The following is a 20076-nucleotide window of genomic DNA, read 5'->3' as shown; positions in this document are numbered from 1 at the left end:
CGTCAACGGCCGCCTCCCGGCCCTCCCCCGCACGTCCCGTCCGGTTTCGGACAGGCCCGTGCACGGCGTCCGTCACGGAGGAGGTGCGGCGCCGCGCCGCACCGCGCGGCCGGCGGTGGAGCGGCCGGGCCGCCGGCGGTCCCGCGCCCGTCCCGGAACGCCTTCCCGGGACGCCGGTGGCGGCCAGGGCCGTGTTTCCCCGTGTGATGCCGGCATGGTTCGTGCTCCTCCGTCGCTCGGGACGCGGTCCACGGGACGGAGGCCGTCCGTGGTGCGGCGGGTTGCCGTGATGAGGATGGCGCGGGGAGGTGGCCGGGAAGCTTGCGTGAATCTTGCCTCGCAGGTGACCGGGGTGGTTGGGTGACGGCCGGTGGGGAACGGGCGGTGCCCGTGGGGCGCGGCAGGGGAGACGGTGTGACGGGGTTTCGGCTGCTGGGGCCCGTGGAGTTATGGGTGTCGGGCCGGCCGGTGGATCTGGGCCCCGCGAAACGGCGTACGGTCCTGGCGGCGCTCCTGGTGGACGCGGGGCGCTGGGTGGCGGCGGAGACGCTGATCGACCGGGTCTGGGGCGAGGACCCGCCGGCGCAGGTGCGGGCGACGCTCTACGCCCATGTCACCCGGGTCCGCCGGGTCCTCGTGGAGGCGGCCCCGCACCTCCCGGGTCTCCCGGGCGGCGACGGCACCGGCGCGGCGGCCTTGCTGCGCGGCTCGGGCGGCTACCGGCTCGACGTCCCGCGGGACCTGGTCGACGTGCACCGCTTCCGGGACCTGGTCGCGCGGGCCCGTCAGGAGACGGGGCCGGGCGCGGCGCGGGTGGCGACGCTGCGGAAGGCCATGGGCCTGTGGCGGGGCGAACCGCTGGCCGGGCTGTCCGGTGACTGGGCGGCCCGCACCCGGGAGAACTGGCTGCACCAGCGCATAGACGCGGTCCTGGCCTGGGCGGACGCGGAACTCGGCGTCGGCGGCCAGGTCGTGGTGATCGACACGCTCTCCGCCCTGGTCGCCGAGCATCCGCTGGTCGAGCCGCTGGCCGTGGCGCTGATGCGGGCGCTGCACGCCGCCGGACGCGACCCCGAGGCGCTCGCCTGTTACGCGGCGCTGCGCGAGCGGCTGGCCGACGAACTGGGCTCCGGCCCGGGCGCCGAGGCCCGGCGCGAGCACCGGGCGATCCTCACCGGGGAGGCGGGCGCCCCGGCCGTCCGCCGCACCCCGCCCGGCACCGGGCGCGTCGGTGTCGTACCGGCGCAACTGCCGATGGAGGCAGCCGGGTTCACCGGGCGCGAGGAGGAACTGGCGCGGCTGGAGAAGGTGTTGCTGGGCGGGGCGGACCGGCCGTCCGCGGTGGTGGTCTCGGCGGTGTCGGGGACGGCGGGCGTGGGCAAGACGGCCCTGGCGGTGCACTGGGCGCACCGGGTCCGGGACCGTTTCCCCGACGGCCAGTTGTACGTGAACCTGCGCGGCTACGACCCCGAGCGGCCGATGACCGCGCCGGACGCGCTGGTGCGGTTCCTGACCGCGCTCGGGGTGTCCGGACAGGACATCCCGCTGGAGACGGACGACCGGGCGGCGCGCTTCCGCACCGAGGTCGCGGGCCGGCGCATGCTGATCGTGCTCGACAACGCGGCCACCGTCGAGCAGGTCCGTCCGCTGCTGCCCGGTACCGCCTCCTGCGCGGTGCTGGTGACCAGCCGGGACAGCCTGGCCGGGCTGGTGGTGCGGGAGGGCGCCCGGCGTCTCGACCTCGGCCTGCTGCCCGCGGACGCCGCCCGTACCCTGCTGCGCCGGCTGATCGGGCCCCGGGCCGAGGCCGAGCCCGACGCGGTCGACGTCCTGGCCGCCCAGTGCGCGCGGCTGCCGCTGGCGCTGCGGGTCGCCGCGGAGCTCGCCGCCGCCCGTCCGGCCACGTCGCTGGCCGAACTCGTCGCCGAACTCGCCGACCAGCAGCGGCGGCTGGACCTGTTCGACGCGGACGGCGACTCCCGGGCCGCCGTCGCGTCGGTGTTCTCCTGGTCGCTGCGGCAGTTGCCGGCGGACGCGGCCCGTGCGTTCCGGCTGCTCGGCCTGCACCCCGGCCCCGACCTCGACGCCCACGCCGCCGCGGCGCTGACCGGCGCCGACCTGGCGGACGCCCGCCGGGCCCTGGACGTCCTGGCCCGCGCCCATCTGGTGCAGCCGGCGGACGGCGGCCGGTACGGCATGCACGACCTGCTGCGCGCCTACGCCCTGCGCCTCGCCGCGGCCGAGGACGCGCCACCGGCCCGGGAGGCGGCGCTGGACCGGCTCTTCGACCACTACCTGGCCACCGCGGCCGCCGCGATGGACCGTCTCCATCCGGCCGAGGCCCACCTGCGGCCCGCCGCCCCCGGGTCCGCCGCCCCCGCCGTCGACCTGCCCGGCCCGGACGCCGCGCGCGCCTGGCTGGACGCCGAGCGGATGTGCCTGCTGGCGATGTCCGCCCACACCGCCGCCCACGGCCGGCCCGCGCACGCCGTACGGCTCTCGCTCACCCTGTACCGGCATCTGGTCAGCGGCCGTCACACCGACGGCCTCACGATCCACGGCCACGCCCGGGATGCCGCCCGGGCGACGGCCGACCCCGCGAACGAGGCACGGGCGCTGCTGGGGCTCGGGACCGCCTGCTACCAGCTCGCCCGGCACGAACCGGCGCGCACGCACCTGGAGGAGGCGCTGGCCCTGTTCCGGGTGGCGGACGAACCGACCGGCCAGGCCCGCGCCCTGGTCAACCTGGGTCTCGTCGACGAGCGGTGCGGCCGTTTCCTGTCGGCCGTCGAGTACCTGGAACGGGCCCTTGAGCTGTACCGGAGCGCCGGCGACCGGTCGGGCGAGGCGATCGCCCTCAAGGACCTGGCCAGTGTCGAGGCGCAGCTGGGCCGGTACGGGCAGGCCGCCGGTCATCTCCAGGAGGCCCTGGCCCTGCTGCGGCGGACCGGCAACCGGTATCTGGAGGCGCACGCGCTCAACGACCTCGGCACGGTCGAGGCGCGGCTCGGCCGGCTCGACCCGGCCGCCCGCCACCAGGAACAGGCCCTGGTCCTGCAACGGGAGATCGGCGACCGTTACGGCGAGGCGGGGGCGCTGCACGGCCTCGGCCTCGTGCACACGCTGCGCGAGGAGCACACCCGGGCCGCCGAGTGCCACCGGCAGGCGCTCGGTCTCTACCGTCACAACGGCGACCGGGACGGGGAGGCCCGGGCGCTGAACGGGCTCGGTGAGGCCGTCCGGGCCGCCGGGCGCCCGGCGGACGCGTTCGCCCACCACGACGAGGCCCTCGCCATCGCCGAGGACACCGGCAACCCGGGCCAGCAGGCCCGCGCGCACGAGGGCCTCGGCGACGCGCACAGCGCCCTCGGTGACACGGCCCGTGCGGTGGGCCGCTACGAGCGGGCGCTCGCCCTCTACGCCGGGCTCGGCATGCCCGAGGCCGACGCCGTCAGGACGAGACTGGCCGCGCTGACCGGCCCCCGCGCCTAGGCCGTCCCCTCCACGGGGCACCGGACCCGCGCCCTTGCCGCACCGCCCGTTCCCGGCGTCTTCGATCCGCGCCGGCAGGAGGCCGCCGTGGCGTGCGCCGACCACCGCGTGCTGCGCGGCCACCGCCCGGTGGCCCGGCACGCGGACGGGGTGCGGGTGTTCGAGCGCCCGGGCACGTCCTCGTCAAGCCACTGCCGACGGGCGTGGGTTGACCTGGATCAGGGCATGGGTGCCGGCCGTGCGCCAGCGTTGCCCCTCCGCCGCGTCGAGCGCCGCCACGGTGTCCGGGGAAAGCCCGGTGACCACATCGGACTTGAGGGTGCGCAGCGCGGCCACCGGCCCCGGGAACCAGTCCGTGACCCGGGTGAACGGCGTGGTCGGCGGCCACAGCCGATCGCCCACCAGGCGGCGGTAGTTGAGATCTCCCTTGAAGATCGTGAGCGCGGCTCGGGCGAACTCGGCGCGCAGGTCGGCGGGCATCTCGGCGTACGGCAGCGGGGCGCAGGAGAACGGGTGGGCGCGGACCGTGAGGCGGCCGTCGGCCATCGCGGACCATAGGGTGCGGCCGTGGCGGGCCGCGGCGCCCGGGGCCGCGGTGAGCCGGCGCAGGGCGTCGACGACGTCGGCGGTGGTGGCGTCGGAGACGTAGTAGGGGTACGGCTTGACGTGCAGGACCGCGTTCCGGACGCGGCGGGTGTCCAGGAGGTGGGCGATCAGCAGCAGGTCGGGGACGAGTTCGCGGCCCGCGTTGTCGGCGACGAGGCAGAGCGTGCCGCCGTCGAGCAGCGGCCACAGGGCGGCGCTGTCGTCGGCGACGAGCGCCGGGACGGCCTCGCCCGACTCGGCGGAGAGGCGAAAGCCGAGGTCGGCGCGGTTGCCCCAGAGGGAGCCGTGCAGGAGGGCCCGGTCCGCGTCGGCGCCGAGGGCGTCCAGCGCGGCCAGTTCCTCGTCGGTCTCCTTGGCGTCCAGCTCGGCGAGCTTGAACGGGCGGAACGGGTCGATGCCCTGCCAGGGTCCGGGGCCGAAGTAGCCGGTGGCGTCCAGGAGCCGGCGGTAGAACCAGCTCTCGGACCACAGCCACGGCACGTCGAACCAGGACTGTCCGGCGTAGGTGTCCAGGCCCCAGTCGCGCCACCGGGTCCCCGCGTCCGGGAGGGGTTCGACGGTGCCCTCGGTGCAGTCGCGCAGCAGCGCGTCGAGGGCGCGGTGCTGTTCGGGGCCGTAGGGGAAGGCGTCCCGCACCTGGCGGATGATCGCGGGGTGCCGTTCGGCCAGCACGCTGTGCGGGAACGGGCCGGTGGTGCCGAGGATCACGGGTGCGGCGGCGGAGTCGGGCATGGGCGTCACGCTACCGCGCGGGCCGCCCGGCCCCGCCGTCCCACGACGGGGGTGGCGGTGCCGGTCAGGCCGGCCGGATCTCGCGCTCCAGCTGGGTGGCGAGGGTCATGTAGCGGGCGCGCCGGTGCACCGGGACCAGGCCGCGGATCATCAGGTACCACATCTCGGCGACCCTGCGCGGCAGTCGTCCCACCGGTTCCAGGTTGCGGCCGGCGACACGGGTGCCGACGAAGAAGCAGACCAGCGAGTGCGCGACCGCGTTCACGTCTATGTCGGGGTGTACGTCGGACTCCTTGACGGCGCCGAGGAGTTTGCGGGTGGCGAACTCCAGCCACTCCGTGAACGGGTGCCGCAGCGGTGGCCGTACGGGGACGTCCGCGGTGGCGAGCCGCAGTCCGGCGCGCGGGATCGGACCGTCGACGGCGAGCCTGGCGATCGCGAAGGTGGTGCGCATCAGGCCCTCCAGCGAGGAGTAGCCGCGGCTGTCCATCTCCTTCACCAACTGGCCGGAGGTGTGCGACTGGAGCTCCATGATGGCGTGCGCCAGGTCCTCCTTGGCGGCGAAGTGGAAGTAGAGCGCCCCCTTGGTGACCTTCGCGTGTTCGACGATCTCGCTCAGACTGGTGGATTCGTAGCCGTGCCGGTCGAAGAGGTCGGCGGCGGCCGTGATGATCGTGGCGCGGGTCTGCTCCGCGCGTAACTGCCTCGCCATCGACTCGACACTCCTTCGCGGCTTCACGGCTCCCAAACCGACGGGGCATGCGGTTTGTTTCTTACCCCGTGCACACGATAGCTCACCGTGCGGCAACAGGAGCCAAGTGTGCGGACCTGGTGACCGACACGCGCAACTCGCGCACCTGACCGCACGATCGGCGTCCGTCCTGCGCAAACGGACCGGATCGGAACGGGTCGCCACCGTGTCGCCGTGGTGGTCGCGGGGAGCGGTGCGCCGGCCGGGCGCGCATCGGTGATCACCACGATACGAGCCGCGCGGTTGGTTCTCAACGGCGCCCGGGCGTCCGCGAACGGGACGAGCCGGTCGGCGCCGCCCACATCGACCGGCGCTGTGATCAACCGCACTGAACAGTGCGCCCGCGGTTCCCGTACTCATTGCGCAGACCCTGTACCCGCGCCCGCCGAGGAGGCGTCCCGGATGACTCGGACCGCCCAACTGAGAGTCACGGGAGCCGCCCTGGCGGCCCCGCTCCTGCTCCTGTCGTGGGCGGCGGGGACCGCCCGGGCGCACGGCGCGCCCACCGATCCCGTCAGCCGCGTCTACGCCTGCTCACCGAGCGGCGGCAGCGCCACGACGGTGGCCTGCAAGGCGGCGATCGCGGCGAGCGGGCAGAACTTCGTCGCGTGGGACAACCTGCGGGTGGCGGGCGTCGGCGGCCGGGACCGGCAGGTGATCCCGGACGGGAAACTGTGCAGCGGGAACCTGGCGGCGTACAAGGGGCTCGACCTGGCGCGCGCGGACTGGCCCGCGACCCGGCTGGCCCCGGGCGCCCGGCTGACGATGACGTACGCCTCGACGATCGCGCACACCGGCACGTTCAAGCTGTATCTGACGAAGCCGGGTTACGACCCGACGAAGCCGCTGAAGTGGTCGGACCTGCCGGCGCAGCCGTTCGCCGAGGTCAAGGACCCGCCGCTGACGAACGGGGCGTACCACTTCAGCGCGACGCTGCCGGCCGACCGGACGGGCCGTCAGATACTGTACACCATCTGGCAGAACAGCAGTACGCCGGACACCTATTACTCGTGCTCCGACGTGGTGTTCACGGCCGGCGGGAAGAAGGCCACCGCCTCGGCGAGCGCGCGGGCGCGGTCGAGCGCCACGCCTTCCGCCACCGCCTCGACGGCCGCCGCGACGACCGCGGGCGCGTCGAGCACCGGGACCCCGGCACGCCGGAAGGCGGCGGCCCCGGTCGCCCCAACGACCGGAACCGCCGCCGCCGACAGCACTCCGGTGGCCTCCGACACGGACTCCGGTGCGAGCCCGTCGGCGCCACTGCTGGCGGGCGGCGCCGCCGCGGTGCTGGTGCTCACCGGCGGCGCCGCCCTGGCGTTGCGCCTTCGTCGACGCTGACGCCTCGCGTCCTCAGGTCAGTTGACGAAGACGGCGGCGCCGTTGTCGCTGACCGGGGCGTACTTCGCGGTGAAGTAGCCGGCGGACGGGCAGAGCACGGAGCCGGAGGACTTCGTGAACGCCTGGTTGCTGAAGGCGAGGCTGTTGTCGCTGTTGGCGCTCGTGCCGGCCAGGCCGGAGGCCTGGTAGACGCAGGTGATGCTGCCCAGCAGGGTGGTCAGCTTGACCGTGGTCTGGATGGTCGAGCCGCTCGGCGGGGTGACCGCGACCGAACCGTCCGAGGACACCGTGGTGGTGTACGGCAGGTTGTCGACCGTGATGCTGGAGACGCCGGTCACGCCGGTCACGTTGCTGGTGCAGCTGCCGAAGGTCTGCGCGGTGGCCGACTCGGTGGCGGTACCGGTGGCGGCGGGGTTGTCGGTGACCGTCGCGGTGAAGGTCGAGTCCGCACAGGTGATGCCGCTGGTGCTGGTCGAGCTGGAGTACAGGGTGGCGCTGGTGCCGCTGGCCAGCGAAGCGGTGAGGGTGTCGCCGACCGCGACGGCGGTGCCGCCGGCGCTGCCGGTGGTGAGCACGGCGCCGTCGGCGGAGGCGGGGACGGTGGCCGCGACCGAGAGGGCGACGACGGTACCGGCGAGGGCGAGGAGGGATCGCGTACGCATGCGGGTTGCCTCTTTCCTTGGGGGGACTTGCCTGAGGTGAGGTGGGGGGTTGGGGGGCGCATGATGCGGCGCCAGCCGTTGCCGGCTCGTCACGCCTTCTCCGTACGTGACGGACCGGCAACGGCAGCCAGCCCGGACACCGGTCGAAAGCCTGGGGGGGTTAGGCCTCCGGCCGGGCCGGTCGAGGGCGTCCTGCGCACGGCCCCTGGGGGGAAGCGACCGTGCCGACGCCGCTGACGGAGCGGTGAATCGAGGAGGCCGGGAAGCGGTCGATGCCGCTCAGCGGATCCGGCGCCACGGATCCGAAGAAACCAGGGAGATTTGTAGACCTGATCAACCGTCAACGTCAAGACTGATCAAGGGAGTTGAGAAATCCGATCAAGGTAACGCATGGTCGGAACACGGCTGACGCATATTCGACACCCTTTTTTCACAACTGCCTTGACCCCGAAAAGTAACCGCCGGTAACTTTCGGCGTGGCTACTGCTGCGTAACGAGAAAGCCCTTGCGCCCGCCGGGAGTTGTGAGGAGGCGTGCGCGGCAGCCGCTGTCCGCGCCAGGACAACGCGCCAACTGAAGCCCAACCAGCGTGACTAATGCATGGGAGCAGACATGGCCTCGTCCCCGGACGTTCCGTCCGCCGACAACACGCCTGAGAACCCGGGAAGCGGTTCTCCTTCCGCAACAGCAGACACCACCGGGGCCACCGGAGGGGGACAGAGACGGGGACGGGTCCGGGCACGCCGGGCCGCGGTCATGGCGGTTCCCGCCACCCTGGCCGCCGTCGGCCTCGCGATCTTCACCGCGCAGGGGGTGCTGGGAGTGCAGTTCGCCATCTCCGGCATGCCCTTCGTCGTCACCGCCGACCGGCTCGACGGCACCGGCTTCGAACAGTTCGGCGCCCTCGACAACATGATCGACAACAGCCCCAACGCCGGCGACACCGGCGGCCAGGAGCTGGTCGTCACCTCGGTGGTGAAGAACGGCACGATCACCAACATGTGCCAGAGCGTCGACCTCGGCGGCATTCAGCTGCTGCTCACGGCCGGCGGCGGGTCCAAGCCGGTGTCCGTGAACAACCTGGCGATCGACTCCGACGACATCAAGGGCGACGCCACCTTCAACAACATCGAGATCGGCCGCGACGCCAGCACCTTCGACAAGGGCGGCGTCCAGGGTCCGAAGGGCGTCTACGGCCAGCAGGCCGACACCGTCGTGATCGAGCACCTCTACCAGCACAACTACGCCGCCACCGCGGCCGTCTTCAAGCTCCCCAACCTGCACATGAGCTTCGCCGACCACGGTTGCAGCTGATGGGCGGCCCGGGGACCCGCGGGGAACGCTTCCGGCGGTGGCGCGGCGAGCGCCCGTTCGCGGGCGGCGTACTGCTCGTGCTGGCCGGCGCCGAGATCCTGGTGACCATGAAGGCACCCCTTCCGGTCATCCTGCACATCGGCGTGCAGGGCCTGGCAGGCTACCTGCTGCCGGCCCTGATGGTCGTCTGCGGGCTGCTGATCGTGTTCAACCCGGCTCAGCGGCTCTTCTACTCCATCCTCGGCATCCTGCTCTCCCTGGGCACCTGGCTCACCTCGAACCTCGGCGGTTTCATGGTCGGCCTGCTCCTCGGGGCCGTCGGCAGCTGCATCGCCTTCGGGTGGCTGCCGGACCAGGAACCACGCATCAGCCGACGGCAACGACGCAAGGCGGCGCGAGCCACCGCGCAGAGCTTCGGGGACGGCGCGGGAGAGCCTGCCTGAAGCACACGGGAGCGGCGGACCGGCACACCTGCGGTCCGCCGCTTCCGCGTGTCCGGACAGATGAGGACACCCGGGGAACCGTAGGCCACCGCCCTCGACGACGGCGCCGCCGCCCGGGTGCGTCCCCGGCCGCGCGCCGTATACGACCCGGACCCGGCGGACCGGCACCCGTACGGCAACGGCGCCCGCGCCGCACGCGCCTCGCCCACACCCGCACCCGCACCCGCACCGGAGCGGCGGCTCCTGTCGCGGCCGGGCCCTCGCCGGCGCGAACATGTCCTCCGAACAGGTGACTTGGGAACTTCTTTGCCGTCGCCGGGAGTTCATCGGGCAGCCGGAGGGCGTGTGGCCGTCCGGGGTGTGAGTGACGAGAGCGGCGAAGGAGCGGCGGCTTCATGGTGTTCAAACGGCTGCTGGGGGCGATCGGGGTCGGCGGCCCCTCGGTGGACACGGTGCTGGACGGCGGCCCGGCGCTGCCCGGCGGGGCGTTGTCGGGCCGGGTGCGGCTGAAGGGCGGCTCGGCGGCGGTGGAGGTCGAGCACATCGGCCTGGAGCTGCTCGCGCGGGTGGAGGCGGAGCACGAGGAGGGGGAGAGCGAGGGCGCGGTCGTCTTCGAGCGGTTCACCGTGGGCGGCGGCTTCCGGCTGGACGCGGAGGCCGAGCTGGAGGTGCCGTTCAGCGTGCCGCTGCCGTGGGAGACCCCGGTCACCGAGCTGTACGGCCAGCCGCTGGGCATCGTGCTCGGGGTGCGCACGGAGGTCGGGGTGGCCGGCGCCCGGGACAAGGGCGACCTGGACCCGCTCACGGTCGGCCCGCTGCCGGTCCAGGAGGCGATCCTGGAGGCCCTCGGCCAGCTGGGCTTCGGCTTCCGCTCGGCCGATCTGGAGTACGGCCGGATCGGCGGCACCGGCCAGCGGCTGCCGTTCTACCAGGAGGTCGAGCTGACCCCGGCGCCGAGATACGCCCACGCGGTCAACGAGATCGAGCTGACCTTCCTCGCCTCCCCCGCCGGGCTGGAGGTGGTCCTGGAGGCGGACAAGCGCGGCGGTCCGTACTCCTCGGGTCACGACACGCTGACCCGCTTCACGGTGCGCCACGAGGACACCCACACCCTCGACTGGAACACCGAGGTCGACACCTGGATCGGCCAGCTGATCGCCCACCGCGAGGCCTACGGCGCCCACGCGGCGTACGGCCACGGCGAACACCGCGGTGAGTACCACGGCGGGTACCACGGTGAGTACCAGGGCGACCACCACGGCGGGCACGACGACGGCCGCCACCACTCCGGACCCGGCATCGGCACGGCGGTCGCCGCGGGTGCGGCGGGCCTGGCGGTGGGCGTGGTCGGCGGAATGGTGGCGGCCGAGGTCGTCGACGAGATCGGGGACTTCTTCGAGGGCGACGAGGACTAGGACAGCGCCCGGTCCGCGGGCCTGTCGGCGGGCACCGGTCCGCGGGGCCCGGTCCGCGGGCCCCGTCCGGTGGCCGGTGTCAGCCGGCGGTGACCGTCGGCTCGCCGGCCGTCGTGGGCTTCGCCTGGGCGGTGGCGGGGGCGGGTGCCTCGGCCGGCTCCGCCGCCATCCGTACCGCGGTCGGCTCGACCGGCGCCGCCTCGGCGTCGTCGGTCTTCATCGCCTTCGCCTCGCTCTTGAGGATGCGCATCGACTTGCCCAGGGCCCGGGCGGTGTCGGGCAGCTTCCGGGAGCCGAAGAGCACGATGAAGACGATCGCGACGATCAGCAGGTGCCAGGGTTCCAGTCCGTTGCGGAGCATGACCGCCCCCTCCCTTTCTCACGTTTTCCGGTACCGACGGAGGGTGCTTCGTACGCCTCGCCGGGCAGCGATGGTTGCTACATTGCGCAACTGTACAACCCGGGAGGCGGACAGAACCCTGACACGTGCCTACGGATGTTCCCGTCTTCGCCGCTCGTGGCGGGCCCGCAGTGCCCGCAGCGCCACGGCGTACAGCCCGAGGACGGCGGCGAGCAGCAGGTGGTAGGCGGGCGGCAGCCCGGTCATGCCGAGGGCCGCGCCGAGCGGGCCGGGCGGGAGCAGCAGGCCGACGGCGGCGAGCGCGGCGGCGGCCCGGCCGATGGCCCCGGACCGGGTGCCCCCGCGCAGCAGGAACATCACCAGCGCCTGGGTGAGCAGGTTCTCGGTGAACCAGGCGGAGTGGAAGACGGCCTGGTCGTCGAGGGCGTCGGGGCCGCGCAGGGCCAGCGCGAGGACACCGAAGGTGGCGAGGTCGGCGATCGCGTTGAGGGCGCCGAAGCCGGTGATGAAGCGCAGGAAGGCACGGGGCCGCAGCACGGTGGGGCGGCGCAGGGCCGCCGGGCCGGGCCGGTCGTGGGCGAAGGCGAGCTGGGCGGCGTCGAAGCAGAGGTTCTGGGCGAGCACCTGGGCCGGGAGCATCGGCAGGAAGGGCAGGAGGAGGCCGGCGCAGAGCATCGCGACGACGTTGCCGAGGTTGGAGGAGAGCGTGACCCGCAGATAGGAGGCGATGTTGGCGCCGCTGTGCCGCCCGGCGGTGACGGCGTGCCCGATCGCGCCGAGGTCCTTCTCGGCGAGGACGACGTCGGCGGTCTCCCGGGCGAGGTCCACACCGCCGCGCGGGGCGATCCCGACGTCGGCCGCGCGCAGGGCGGGGATGTCGTTGACCCCGTCCCCGAGGAACCCGACGGTGTGCCCGGCGGCGCGCAGTCCGGTGACGATACGGGCCTTGTCGGCGGGGGTGCAGCGGGCGACGACGGTGGCGTCGAGGTCGTCCGGATCGCCCGCCACGGCGACCCGCGCGGCGTCGAGGCCGAGGTCCCGGCAGGCGCGGGCCGCCGTCGCCGGGTGGTCGCCGGTCAGGATCCGGACCGTGACGCCCAGACCGGTCAGGCCGCGCAGCGCCTCGGCGGCGCCGGGGGCGAGGGCGTCGCGGAAGGTGACCAGGCCGCGGAAGGCGAGGCCGCGTTCGTCGGCGGGGGTGTAGGGGCGGGTGCGGGCCGGGACCTCGGCGGTGGCGACGGCGAGGACGCGCAGTCCGGCGCCGGCCTCGCGGGCGGCGAGGGCGAGCAGCCGCGCGCGGGCGGCGGGGTCGAGGTCGCAGCGGTCCAGGACGTCCTCGGCGGCGCCCTTGGTGACCAGGAGGTGGGTGCCGAGGGCGGTTCCGGCGACGACCGCGGTGGCGGTGCGCCGCTCGGGGCCGAAGGGGACGGCGCCGAGGCCGTCGTACTCCTCCCCCACCGGTCCGGCCGCCGTGAGCAGGGCCTCGTCGAGGGCGTCGGGGGCGGGCAGTTCGGCGAGCTGGAGGGTCCACCAGGCGCCGACGGCGGCCCAGCGCAGCACCTCGGGGTCGTCGCGGCCGTCCGGTCCGAGCACGCGCTCGACCACCGGCCGGTCCTGGGTGAGGGTGCCGGTCTTGTCGAGGCAGAGCACGTCGGCCGCGCCCAGGTCGTGCAGCGCGGGCAGCCGCCGTACGACGACCCGGTGGGCGCGGGCGAGCAGCGCGGCGCCCCGGGCCAGACAGCCGGTGACGACCACCGGGAGCATCTCGGGGGTGAGCCCGACGGCGACCGCGACCGCGAAGGGCAGGGTCTCCAGGCCCCGGCCGCGCAGGGCCGCGTTGGCCATCAGGACCAGCGGCGGGGTGAGCAGCATGAACCGGATCAGCACCCAGGAGATGCCGTGCACGGACCGGTCGAAGGCGCTCGGCTCACGCGGCCCCGCGGTGCCCTGGGCGACGGCGAACCGGGTCCGCGCCCCCGTCCGCACCACGACCGCCGTGGCGCTGCCCGAGGCGACCCCGCTGCCCTGGAAGCAGAGGTACGGCTCGTCGAAGGGGCCGCCGTCCACCGGTGCGGGGACGTCGGCGGCGGTCTTGGCGACGGGCACCGACTCGCCGGTGAGCACGGCCTGGTGCACGGTCAGGGCGCGGGCGCGCAGCAGCCGTACGTCGGCCGGGACGAGGTCGCCGGGGCCGAGCCGCACGACATCGCCGGGGACCAGGTCGGCGACAGGTACCTCCCGGGCCCTCGGCTCCGTGTCCGCCCCGGCGCGGCGCAGCACGGTGGCCGTGCCGGCGACGAGTTCGCGCAGGGCGGCCAGCGAGCGGTCGGCGCGGTGCTCGCCGGCGGCGCGCAGCCCGCAGCTGACCGCGACCAGGGCGAGGATCACGACGGCCGTGCCCCAGGAGGCGACGAGCGCGGAGACCAGGCCGAGGGTGAGGAGGACGGCGGTGAAGGGGTCGCGCAGCGCGCGGGCGCAGCGCAGCGGCCAGGAGGCGGGGCGGGCGAGCGGCGGGGTGTTCTCGCCGGCGTCCGCGAGGCGGGCGGCGGCCTCGGCCTCGGTCAGCCCGCGCGGTCCCGTCTCCAGTCGGCGCAGCACCTGCAACGAGGTGGCGGCCTCGCCCTCAGAGGCCACGGAGGCGGCGGGGTTCCGGGATGCCGGCACCGGTGGTGCGGGTGGTGAGCCGGTCGACGAGGAGCCGGACGACGTCGACGACGTCGGGGTCGTCCACGAGGTAGACCTGGCGGCGGCCCTCGCGGCGGGAGCGGACCAGTCCGGCGAGCTTCAGTTTGGTGAGGTGCTGGCTGACGGCGGGCAGCGCGCCGCCGACGCGTTCGGCGAGGCCGGTGACATCGCTCTCGCCCTGGGCCAGCGCCCAGACGATGTGCAGCCGGGCGGGCGAGGCGAGCAGCCCGAAGGACGCGGCCGCCTCCGTGAGGACGTCCGCGGTGGGGTCGTCGTGTGCGCTGCCGGGCGTCGTCGCCACCGTCGTTGTCCTCCTGTCCACCGCGTCGTAGGGACCGGCCGTCGAGGAGAACAGTCTAGGGCGCGGGAACTTATCGGCCGCCGGGTCGGTTTCTACGTTGTTGTAGAAGTTATTTTCCGGCGAGCGTTACCGACCGAGGAGTGAGCGCGCATGGCCCTGTGGGACCGCATCAAGGATTCCGCGACGCAGATGCAGACCCAGCTCGTGGCGAAGAAGAACGACCTGAAGAGCGGTGCGTTCCGCGACGCGAGCATGGCGATGTGCGCGCTCGTGGCGGCGGCCGACGGCACCATCGATCCGTCGGAGCGGCAGCGGGTGGCCCAGCTCATCGCCACCAACGAGGTGTTGCAGAACTTCCCGGCGGACGACCTGCGCCGTCGTTTCGAGGAGAACCTGAACAAGCTGACCACCGACTTCGCCTTCGGCAAGGTGAGCGTGCTCCAGGAGATCGCCAAGGCGAAGAAGAAGCCGGCCGAGGCGCGTGCCGTGGTCCAGATCGGCATCGTGATCGGCGGCGCCGACGGCGACTTCGACAAGACCGAGCAGGCCGTGGTCCGCGAGGCCTGTTACACCCTGGACCTGCCGCCGCACGAGTTCGACCTCTGACGGTCCGCCAGGAGCGGGGCGGGGGCGCGGCCGGTGTCCCGGCCGCGCCCCGTCCCCGCCCGGCGCGGTCAGTCCTCGCCCAGGTAGGCCTTCCGGACGCTCTCGTCGTGGGTCAGCTCCGCACCCGTGCCCTCCAGGACGATCCGGCCGGTCTCCATGACGTAGGCGCGGTCCGCCAGGGCCAGGGCCGCCCGGGCGTTCTGCTCGACGAGCAGGATCGTGGTGCCGGTGCGCTTGAGTTCGGCGACCGTGTCCATGATCTTCCGCATCATGATCGGCGAGAGGCCCATGGACGGCTCGTCGAGCATCAGCAGCGTCGGCCGGCACATCAGCGCGCGGCCCATGGCGAGCATCTGCTGCTCACCGCCGGAGAGGGTGCCGGCCGCCTGGGCGCGGCGTTCCCGGAGCCGTTCGAAGAGGGTGTAGGCCCGCTCGACGTCGTCGGCGATGCCCTGGGCGTCCTTGCGGAGGTACGCCCCGAGCAGCAGGTTCTCCTCCACGGTGAGGCGCGGGAAGATGTGCCGGCCCTCCGGGGAGTGGGCGAGGCCGAGGGCCACCACCCGGTGGGCGGGGACCCCGGCGAGGTCCTGCCCCCGGAACCGCACCGAGCCGCCGACGGGCCGCAGCAGTCCGCTGAGGGTGTGCAGGGTGGTGGTCTTGCCCGCGCCGTTGGTGCCGATCAGGGTGACCGCCTCGCCCTCCTCGACCGTGAAGGAGACGCCCTTGACGGCCTCCACCTTCCCGTAGGCCACGCGCAGGTTCTCGACTTCCAGCAGCGCGCTCACGCGGTCTCCTCGTGGGGTGCGCCGAGGTACGCCTCGACGACTCGGGGGTCGGCCTGTACGTCGGCGGGGGCGCCCTCGACCAGCTTCGCGCCCTGGACCAGGACGGCGACCCGGTCGCAGAGGTTCATGATGAAGCGCATGTCGTGCTCGATCACGAGGACGGAGACCCCCCGGTCCCGGATCGCGCAGACCAGTTCCTCCGTCTCCCTCGTCTCCTGGGGGTTCATGCCGGCGGTCGGCTCGTCGAGGAGCAGCAGGCCGGGGTCGGAGGCGAGGGCGCGGGCGATCTCCAGGCGGCGCTGACCGCCGTAGGAGAGGTTGCGGGCGGTGGTGTGCGCGTGCTCGCCGAGGCCGACGAAGTCGAGCAGTTCCCGCCCCACCGCGCGGGACTCGGCCTCCGTGCGCCGGTAGCGGGGGCCGCGTCCGATGGCGGAGAACAGGCCCTCCCTGGTGCGGGTGTGGCGGCCGACCATGACGTTCTCCAGGACGGTCATCCCCGCGAACAGGCGGATGTTCTGGAAGGTGCGGGCGATGCCCGCGCGGGTCACCTTGGCCGGCCGCGGTGGCAACAGCTCGTCGCGGAAGCGGACTTCGCCCTCGGTGGGGACGTAGAGCCCGGTCAGGCAGTTGAAGAAGGTGGTCTTCCCGGCTCCGTTGGGGCCGATGAGGCCGACGATCTCGCCGGTGCCGACGGTCAGGTCGACGCCGTCGACCGCGGTGAGGCCGCCGAAGCGCATGGTGACGCCGTCGGCCCGCAGCAGGGTGCTCATGTCGCGACCGCCTCTTCGTGGAACTCCAGCTGCCGCTTGCGGTCGGGGATCAGACCTTCGGGGCGGTAGATCATCATCACCACCAGGGCGAGTCCGAACAGCATCATCTGGTACTTGCTGAAGAACTCGAACTTGGCGGGGATCAGGTAGAGCAGCGCGGCGCCGAGCAGCGGCCCGGAGACGGTGCCCATGCCGCCGAGGACGACGGCGGCCAGCAGGAAGGCCGAGTTGGGCGGGGCCGTGTCGGCGAACTTGTAGTTGTCGGGTACGGCGTTGGTCTGGAGGTGGGCCATCACGGTGCCGGCCAGGCCCGCGAGGGAGGCACCCATGCCGAAGGCGAGCAGCTTGAAGCGGAAGCCCTCGATGCCCATCGCGGTGGCGGCCTTCTCGTCCTCGCGCAGGGCGATCCAGGCCCGGCCGATCCGGGAGTCGGTGACCCGGGAGTAGAGGAAGACGACCAGCGCCATCACCGCGAGGAGCAGCAGGTAGTAGTTGGCGAACCGGCCGAACTCGACGCCCAGGATGCGGTGTGCGGCCCCGAAGTCGAAGCCGAACAGCTCGATGTCCGGTACCGAGTTGATGCCGTTGGGCCCGTTGGTCAGGGACGGTCCGGAGCTGCCGTCGAGGTTGTTGACGGTGATCCGGAAGATCTCGCCGAAGCCCAGGGTGACGATGGCGAGGTAGTCGCCGTGCAGCCGCAGGGTGGGCGCGCCGATCACGATGCCCGCGACCAGGGAGACCGCCATGCCGAGCAGCGCGGTCGCCCAGAACGGCAGCGGGCCGATGTGGAGGGTGGAGAAGCTGGAGCCGGAGACCAGGGCCGCGGTGTAGGCGCCGGTGCCGAGGAAGGCGACGTAGCCGAGGTCGAGGAGGCCGACCAGGCCGACGACGATGTTCAGGCCGAGGGCGACGGCGGCGAAGATGAGGATGTTGTCCGCGATCGCCGTGTACTGGCCGTTGGACTGGGTGAACGGGAAGACCAGCGCGGCGGCGAGGGTGGCGACGGCGGTGGCGGTGCGGTGGCGGGCGGTCAGCGTGGCGAGCCGGGCGCCGAGGCCGGAGACCGTCAGGGCGCGCCCGCCGAAGAGGGCGGCCGGCAGGAACGCCAGGAACTCCTCCGGCGAGCCGGTGGTGATGCCGTAGGTCAGGACGTACATGGCGAGCACGAACACGACGGTGATGACGAGGACTTCGGCCCAGCGGGGCAGCCGCCGGGCCGGGGGCGCCGGCTCCCTGGTGTCGTCGGGGAGCCGGTGGGCGCCGGCGGCGAGCAGGGCGGTGCCGCCGGCGGCGAGCAGCGCGCCCGGCTCCAGGTTGACCACTCCCCCGAGGTCGACGGCGATGGCGACGACGGTCACCCAGACGGTGCCGAGGGCGGCGAGGGAGGCGGCCCGCAGCGCGCGGACCGCTCCGGCCGGCGCGAGCCGGGGTGCGGCGAGGAGGACGGCGGCGGCCGACGCGCAGACGAGGACGACCAGCTGGGTGCCGCCCGGGTAGCCGTAGAGGGTGAGGTTGCCGGGGTAGGCGGCGGTCCACGTCCAGGCCAGGAAGGGCGAGACGAGGGTGAGGGCGGCGCCCGTGGCGGTGGCGGCGAGGGTCTTGTTCACGGGTATCACGCCCGGTCCGCGACGCGTTCGCCGAACAGGCCCTGGGGTCTGATCAGCAGGACGACGATGAGGATCACGAAGGCCCAGACGTCCTTCCAGACCGAGCCGCTGAACATGGCCATCGCGTCGATGTGCGGCAGCGCCCCGGAGGCCAGCGACTCGGCGAGGCCGAGCACCACCCCGCCGGCCATGGCGCCCTGGATGTTGCCGATGCCGCCGAGGACGGCCGCGGTGAAGCCCTTCAGGCCGGTGATGAAGCCCATGTTGTAGGAGATGGTGCCGAGCCTGAGGCCCTGGGTGACGCAGGCGACGGCGGCGAGCGCGGCGCCGATGGCGAAGGCGATCACGATGATCCGGTCGGTGTCGATGCCCATCAGACGGGCGGTGGCGGGGTCCTGGGCGGTGGCCTGCATGGCCCGGCCGGTGCGGGTGCGCCGGACGAACCAGGTCAGCGAGACCATGCCGGCGGCGGCCAGCGCGAGGGTGAGCAGCCCGGCGGCCGAGATCTGCACCCCGGCCGCCTCGAACGGCGCGCCCTCGAACTGCGGGAACGGGACGGGGGCGGTGATGCCCATCGAACTCCCCGGCAGGACGAAGAAGTTGAAGACGACCTGCTGGAGGAAGAGGGACAGTCCGATGGCGCTGATCAGCGGGGCGAGCCGGGGCGCGCCGCGCAGCGGGCGGTAGGCGAACCGCTCGGCGCCGACCGCCGCGGCGACCGACACCAGGACGGCCACCACGAGCAGGACGGGCAGCGCGGCCCACAGCGGGACCGCGCGCAGGCCCGGCACCCAGGCGTAGACGAAGAGGGCGCCGAAGCCGCCGAGCATGTAGATCTCGCCGTGCGCGAAGTTGATGATCTGGAGGATGCCGTAGACCATCGTGTAGCCGACGGCGATCAGGCCGTACATGGAGCCGAGGATCAGCCCGTCGGCGAGGAGTTGGGTGAGTTCGGTGCCGCTCACTTCTTGAAGACCTTGATCCCGTCCTGCCAGGCGCCGTCCTTCACGGTGTTGATGCTGATCACCTTGTTGACGCTGTCGCCGTACTGGTCGAAGCCGACCTGGCCGGTGGCCCCGGTGAAGGAGACGGACCCCATGGCCTTGACGACCTTGGGCCGCAGGTCCTTCACCGCGCCCGCCTTCGCCCCGGCGGCGGCCTTCACGGCCTGGATGAGGGCGTTGGTCGCGTCGTAGGTGTAGGCGCCGAAGACGCCGTACGGCTCGCTGTAACCGGCCGCCTTGTAGGCGCTGATGAAGCTCTTGGCGGAGGCGAGGTCCTCCACCGGCTGGCCGTCGGAGGTGGTGTAGAGGCCGTCGGCGGCCTTGCTGCCGGCCAGCGGGATGACCGCGTCGTCCTTGACCGCGTCGCCGCCGCCGAGCGGGCCGTCGAAGCCGGCCGCGACCAGCTGCTTCTTCAGCGCGCCGGCCTGCGGGTACTCGCCGCCGTAGTAGACGGCCTGGGCGCCCGAGGACTTGACGGTGCCGACCACCGACGCGTAGTCGCTCTCGTCCGGGTTGATGCTCTGGTGGACGGCGACCTTGCCGCCGAGCTTGAGGAACGCCTCGGTGAACTCCTTGACCAGGCCGGCGCCGTAGACCTTCTTGTCGTCGACGGTGGCGATCTTCTTGATGCCGAGGTCCTGGTAGAAGTACTCGGCGGCGACCGGGGCCTGCACGTCGTCGGTGGTGATGACGCGGAAGTAGTTGTCGTACTGCCGCTCGGGCGCCGTCTTGTAGTCGGCGCCGCGGGTCAGCGCCGGGTTGGTGTTGGCGCCGGAGACCTGGACGATCCCCGCGTCGTGCAGGGTGGACTGCATCGCCGCCGACACCGAGGAGTTGTAGGCGCCGACCACGCCGACGACGTCGTCGGCCGCGGCGAAGGCGGCCGCGTTCTGCTGACCGATGGTCGGGGTCGCCTGGTCGTCCTTGGCGGACAGCTTGAAGGTGACGCCGGGGACGGTGTGGTTCTTGTTGGCCTGGTTCACGGCGAGTTCGGCCGCGTTCTTCATGCCGAGGCCGACGGCGGCCAGGTCCTTGGACAGCGGGGCGTCGAACCCGATCGTGACGGTGGTGCCGGCGCTCGATGCCGAGTCGCTGTCCCCCTGGTCCCGGCTTCCGCACGCGCACAGGGCCATGGCCCCGGCCACGAACGGCACCCCGAAACGGAACAGACGGGTGCTGTGCATGGGTTTTCCTCCCCTTGACC

At 73.3% G+C, this 20076-nt stretch carries 17 protein-coding genes; 6 read left to right on the top strand and 11 right to left on the bottom strand.

The features are described from left to right. Positions 1-453: 453 nt before the first annotated feature. Positions 454-3492: an AfsR/SARP family transcriptional regulator gene (locus ACZ619_RS26245; protein WP_469603529.1), complete on the top strand. Its 3039-nt coding sequence runs from the start codon at positions 454-456 to the stop codon at positions 3490-3492. Between the two features lie 183 nt (positions 3493-3675). On the opposite strand, the gene ACZ619_RS26240 is transcribed toward ACZ619_RS26245, so the two are convergent. Further along, entirely contained in the window at positions 3676-4830 is a 1155-nt protein-coding gene (locus tag ACZ619_RS26240) for a damage-control phosphatase ARMT1 family protein (RefSeq protein ID WP_469603526.1), read from the bottom strand. A 64-nt stretch (positions 4831-4894) separates the two neighbouring features. Beyond that, the gene (locus ACZ619_RS26235) at positions 4895-5542 is read right to left on the bottom strand and encodes a ScbR family autoregulator-binding transcription factor (protein ID WP_469603523.1); all 648 of its coding nucleotides are present in this window, start codon (positions 5540-5542) and stop codon (positions 4895-4897) included. A gap of 441 nt (positions 5543-5983) precedes the next feature. Here ACZ619_RS26235 and ACZ619_RS26230 point away from each other — a divergent pair, with 441 nt between their 5' ends. Next, positions 5984-6919, top strand: a complete 936-nt coding sequence (locus tag ACZ619_RS26230) for a lytic polysaccharide monooxygenase (protein ID WP_469603521.1) — start codon at positions 5984-5986, stop codon at positions 6917-6919. Positions 6920-6936: 17 nt separating this feature from the next. On the opposite strand, the gene ACZ619_RS26225 is transcribed toward ACZ619_RS26230, so the two are convergent. Continuing rightward, positions 6937-7581, bottom strand: coding sequence for a Tat pathway signal sequence domain protein (locus ACZ619_RS26225; protein ID WP_469603518.1), 645 nt, complete (start codon positions 7579-7581; stop codon positions 6937-6939). A 612-nt stretch (positions 7582-8193) separates the two neighbouring features. On the opposite strand from ACZ619_RS26225, the gene ACZ619_RS26220 reads away from it, so the two are divergent. From ACZ619_RS26220 to ACZ619_RS26210, 3 genes are all read left to right on the top strand, one after another. Beyond that, positions 8194-8895, top strand: a complete 702-nt coding sequence (locus ACZ619_RS26220) for a DUF6230 family protein (protein ID WP_469603516.1) — start codon at positions 8194-8196, stop codon at positions 8893-8895. Beyond that, positions 8895-9338, top strand: a complete 444-nt coding sequence (locus tag ACZ619_RS26215) for a DUF6114 domain-containing protein (RefSeq protein ID WP_469603513.1) — start codon at positions 8895-8897, stop codon at positions 9336-9338. Before ACZ619_RS26220 ends, ACZ619_RS26215 begins: the two co-directional genes overlap by 1 nt. Before the next feature lie 395 nt (positions 9339-9733). Then, positions 9734-10753, top strand: coding sequence for a sporulation protein (locus ACZ619_RS26210; RefSeq protein ID WP_469603510.1), 1020 nt, complete (start codon positions 9734-9736; stop codon positions 10751-10753). A 79-nt stretch (positions 10754-10832) separates the two neighbouring features. Here ACZ619_RS26210 and tatA read toward each other — a convergent pair whose 3' ends face one another. The 3 genes from tatA to ACZ619_RS26195 all read right to left on the bottom strand — a co-directional run bounded on the left by tatA (position 10833) and on the right by ACZ619_RS26195 (position 14100). Beyond that, entirely contained in the window at positions 10833-11114 is a 282-nt protein-coding gene (gene tatA, locus ACZ619_RS26205) for a Sec-independent protein translocase subunit TatA (protein WP_469603507.1), read from the bottom strand. A gap of 129 nt (positions 11115-11243) precedes the next feature. Next, the gene (gene mgtA / locus ACZ619_RS26200) at positions 11244-13748 is read right to left on the bottom strand and encodes a magnesium-translocating P-type ATPase (RefSeq protein ID WP_469603504.1); all 2505 of its coding nucleotides are present in this window, start codon (positions 13746-13748) and stop codon (positions 11244-11246) included. Next, on the bottom strand, positions 13738-14100 hold the full coding sequence (locus tag ACZ619_RS26195) for an ArsR/SmtB family transcription factor (protein WP_469603502.1): 363 nt from the start codon (positions 14098-14100) through the stop codon (positions 13738-13740). The genes mgtA and ACZ619_RS26195 overlap by 11 nt, the downstream gene beginning before the upstream one ends. 150 nt (positions 14101-14250) lie before the next feature. Between ACZ619_RS26195 and ACZ619_RS26190 the strand changes: the two genes are divergently transcribed. Further along, positions 14251-14706: a tellurite resistance TerB family protein gene (locus ACZ619_RS26190; protein WP_362322500.1), complete on the top strand. Its 456-nt coding sequence runs from the start codon at positions 14251-14253 to the stop codon at positions 14704-14706. A gap of 68 nt (positions 14707-14774) precedes the next feature. Here ACZ619_RS26190 and ACZ619_RS26185 read toward each other — a convergent pair whose 3' ends face one another. From ACZ619_RS26185 to ACZ619_RS26165, 5 genes are read right to left on the bottom strand one after another with little or no spacing between them, the layout of a single operon-like run. Continuing rightward, entirely contained in the window at positions 14775-15491 is a 717-nt protein-coding gene (locus ACZ619_RS26185) for an ABC transporter ATP-binding protein (RefSeq protein WP_469603498.1), read from the bottom strand. Further along, entirely contained in the window at positions 15488-16261 is a 774-nt protein-coding gene (locus ACZ619_RS26180) for an ABC transporter ATP-binding protein (RefSeq protein WP_469603495.1), read from the bottom strand. The genes ACZ619_RS26185 and ACZ619_RS26180 overlap by 4 nt, the downstream gene beginning before the upstream one ends. Further along, complete coding sequence (locus ACZ619_RS26175) at positions 16258-17868, bottom strand: branched-chain amino acid ABC transporter permease (RefSeq protein ID WP_469603493.1); 1611 nt, start codon at positions 17866-17868, stop codon at positions 16258-16260. The genes ACZ619_RS26180 and ACZ619_RS26175 overlap by 4 nt, the downstream gene beginning before the upstream one ends. Before the next feature lie 5 nt (positions 17869-17873). After that, positions 17874-18779, bottom strand: a complete 906-nt coding sequence (locus tag ACZ619_RS26170) for a branched-chain amino acid ABC transporter permease (RefSeq protein WP_469603727.1) — start codon at positions 18777-18779, stop codon at positions 17874-17876. A gap of 50 nt (positions 18780-18829) precedes the next feature. Then, entirely contained in the window at positions 18830-20056 is a 1227-nt protein-coding gene (locus ACZ619_RS26165) for a branched-chain amino acid ABC transporter substrate-binding protein (RefSeq protein WP_469603490.1), read from the bottom strand. Positions 20057-20076: the final 20 nt, after the last annotated feature.

It is taken from the genome of Streptomyces sp. NPDC104367, from assembly GCF_055583825.1.
Note: the sequence above shows the minus strand (reverse complement) of the source record. Positions and strands in the feature narration are given on the sequence as shown.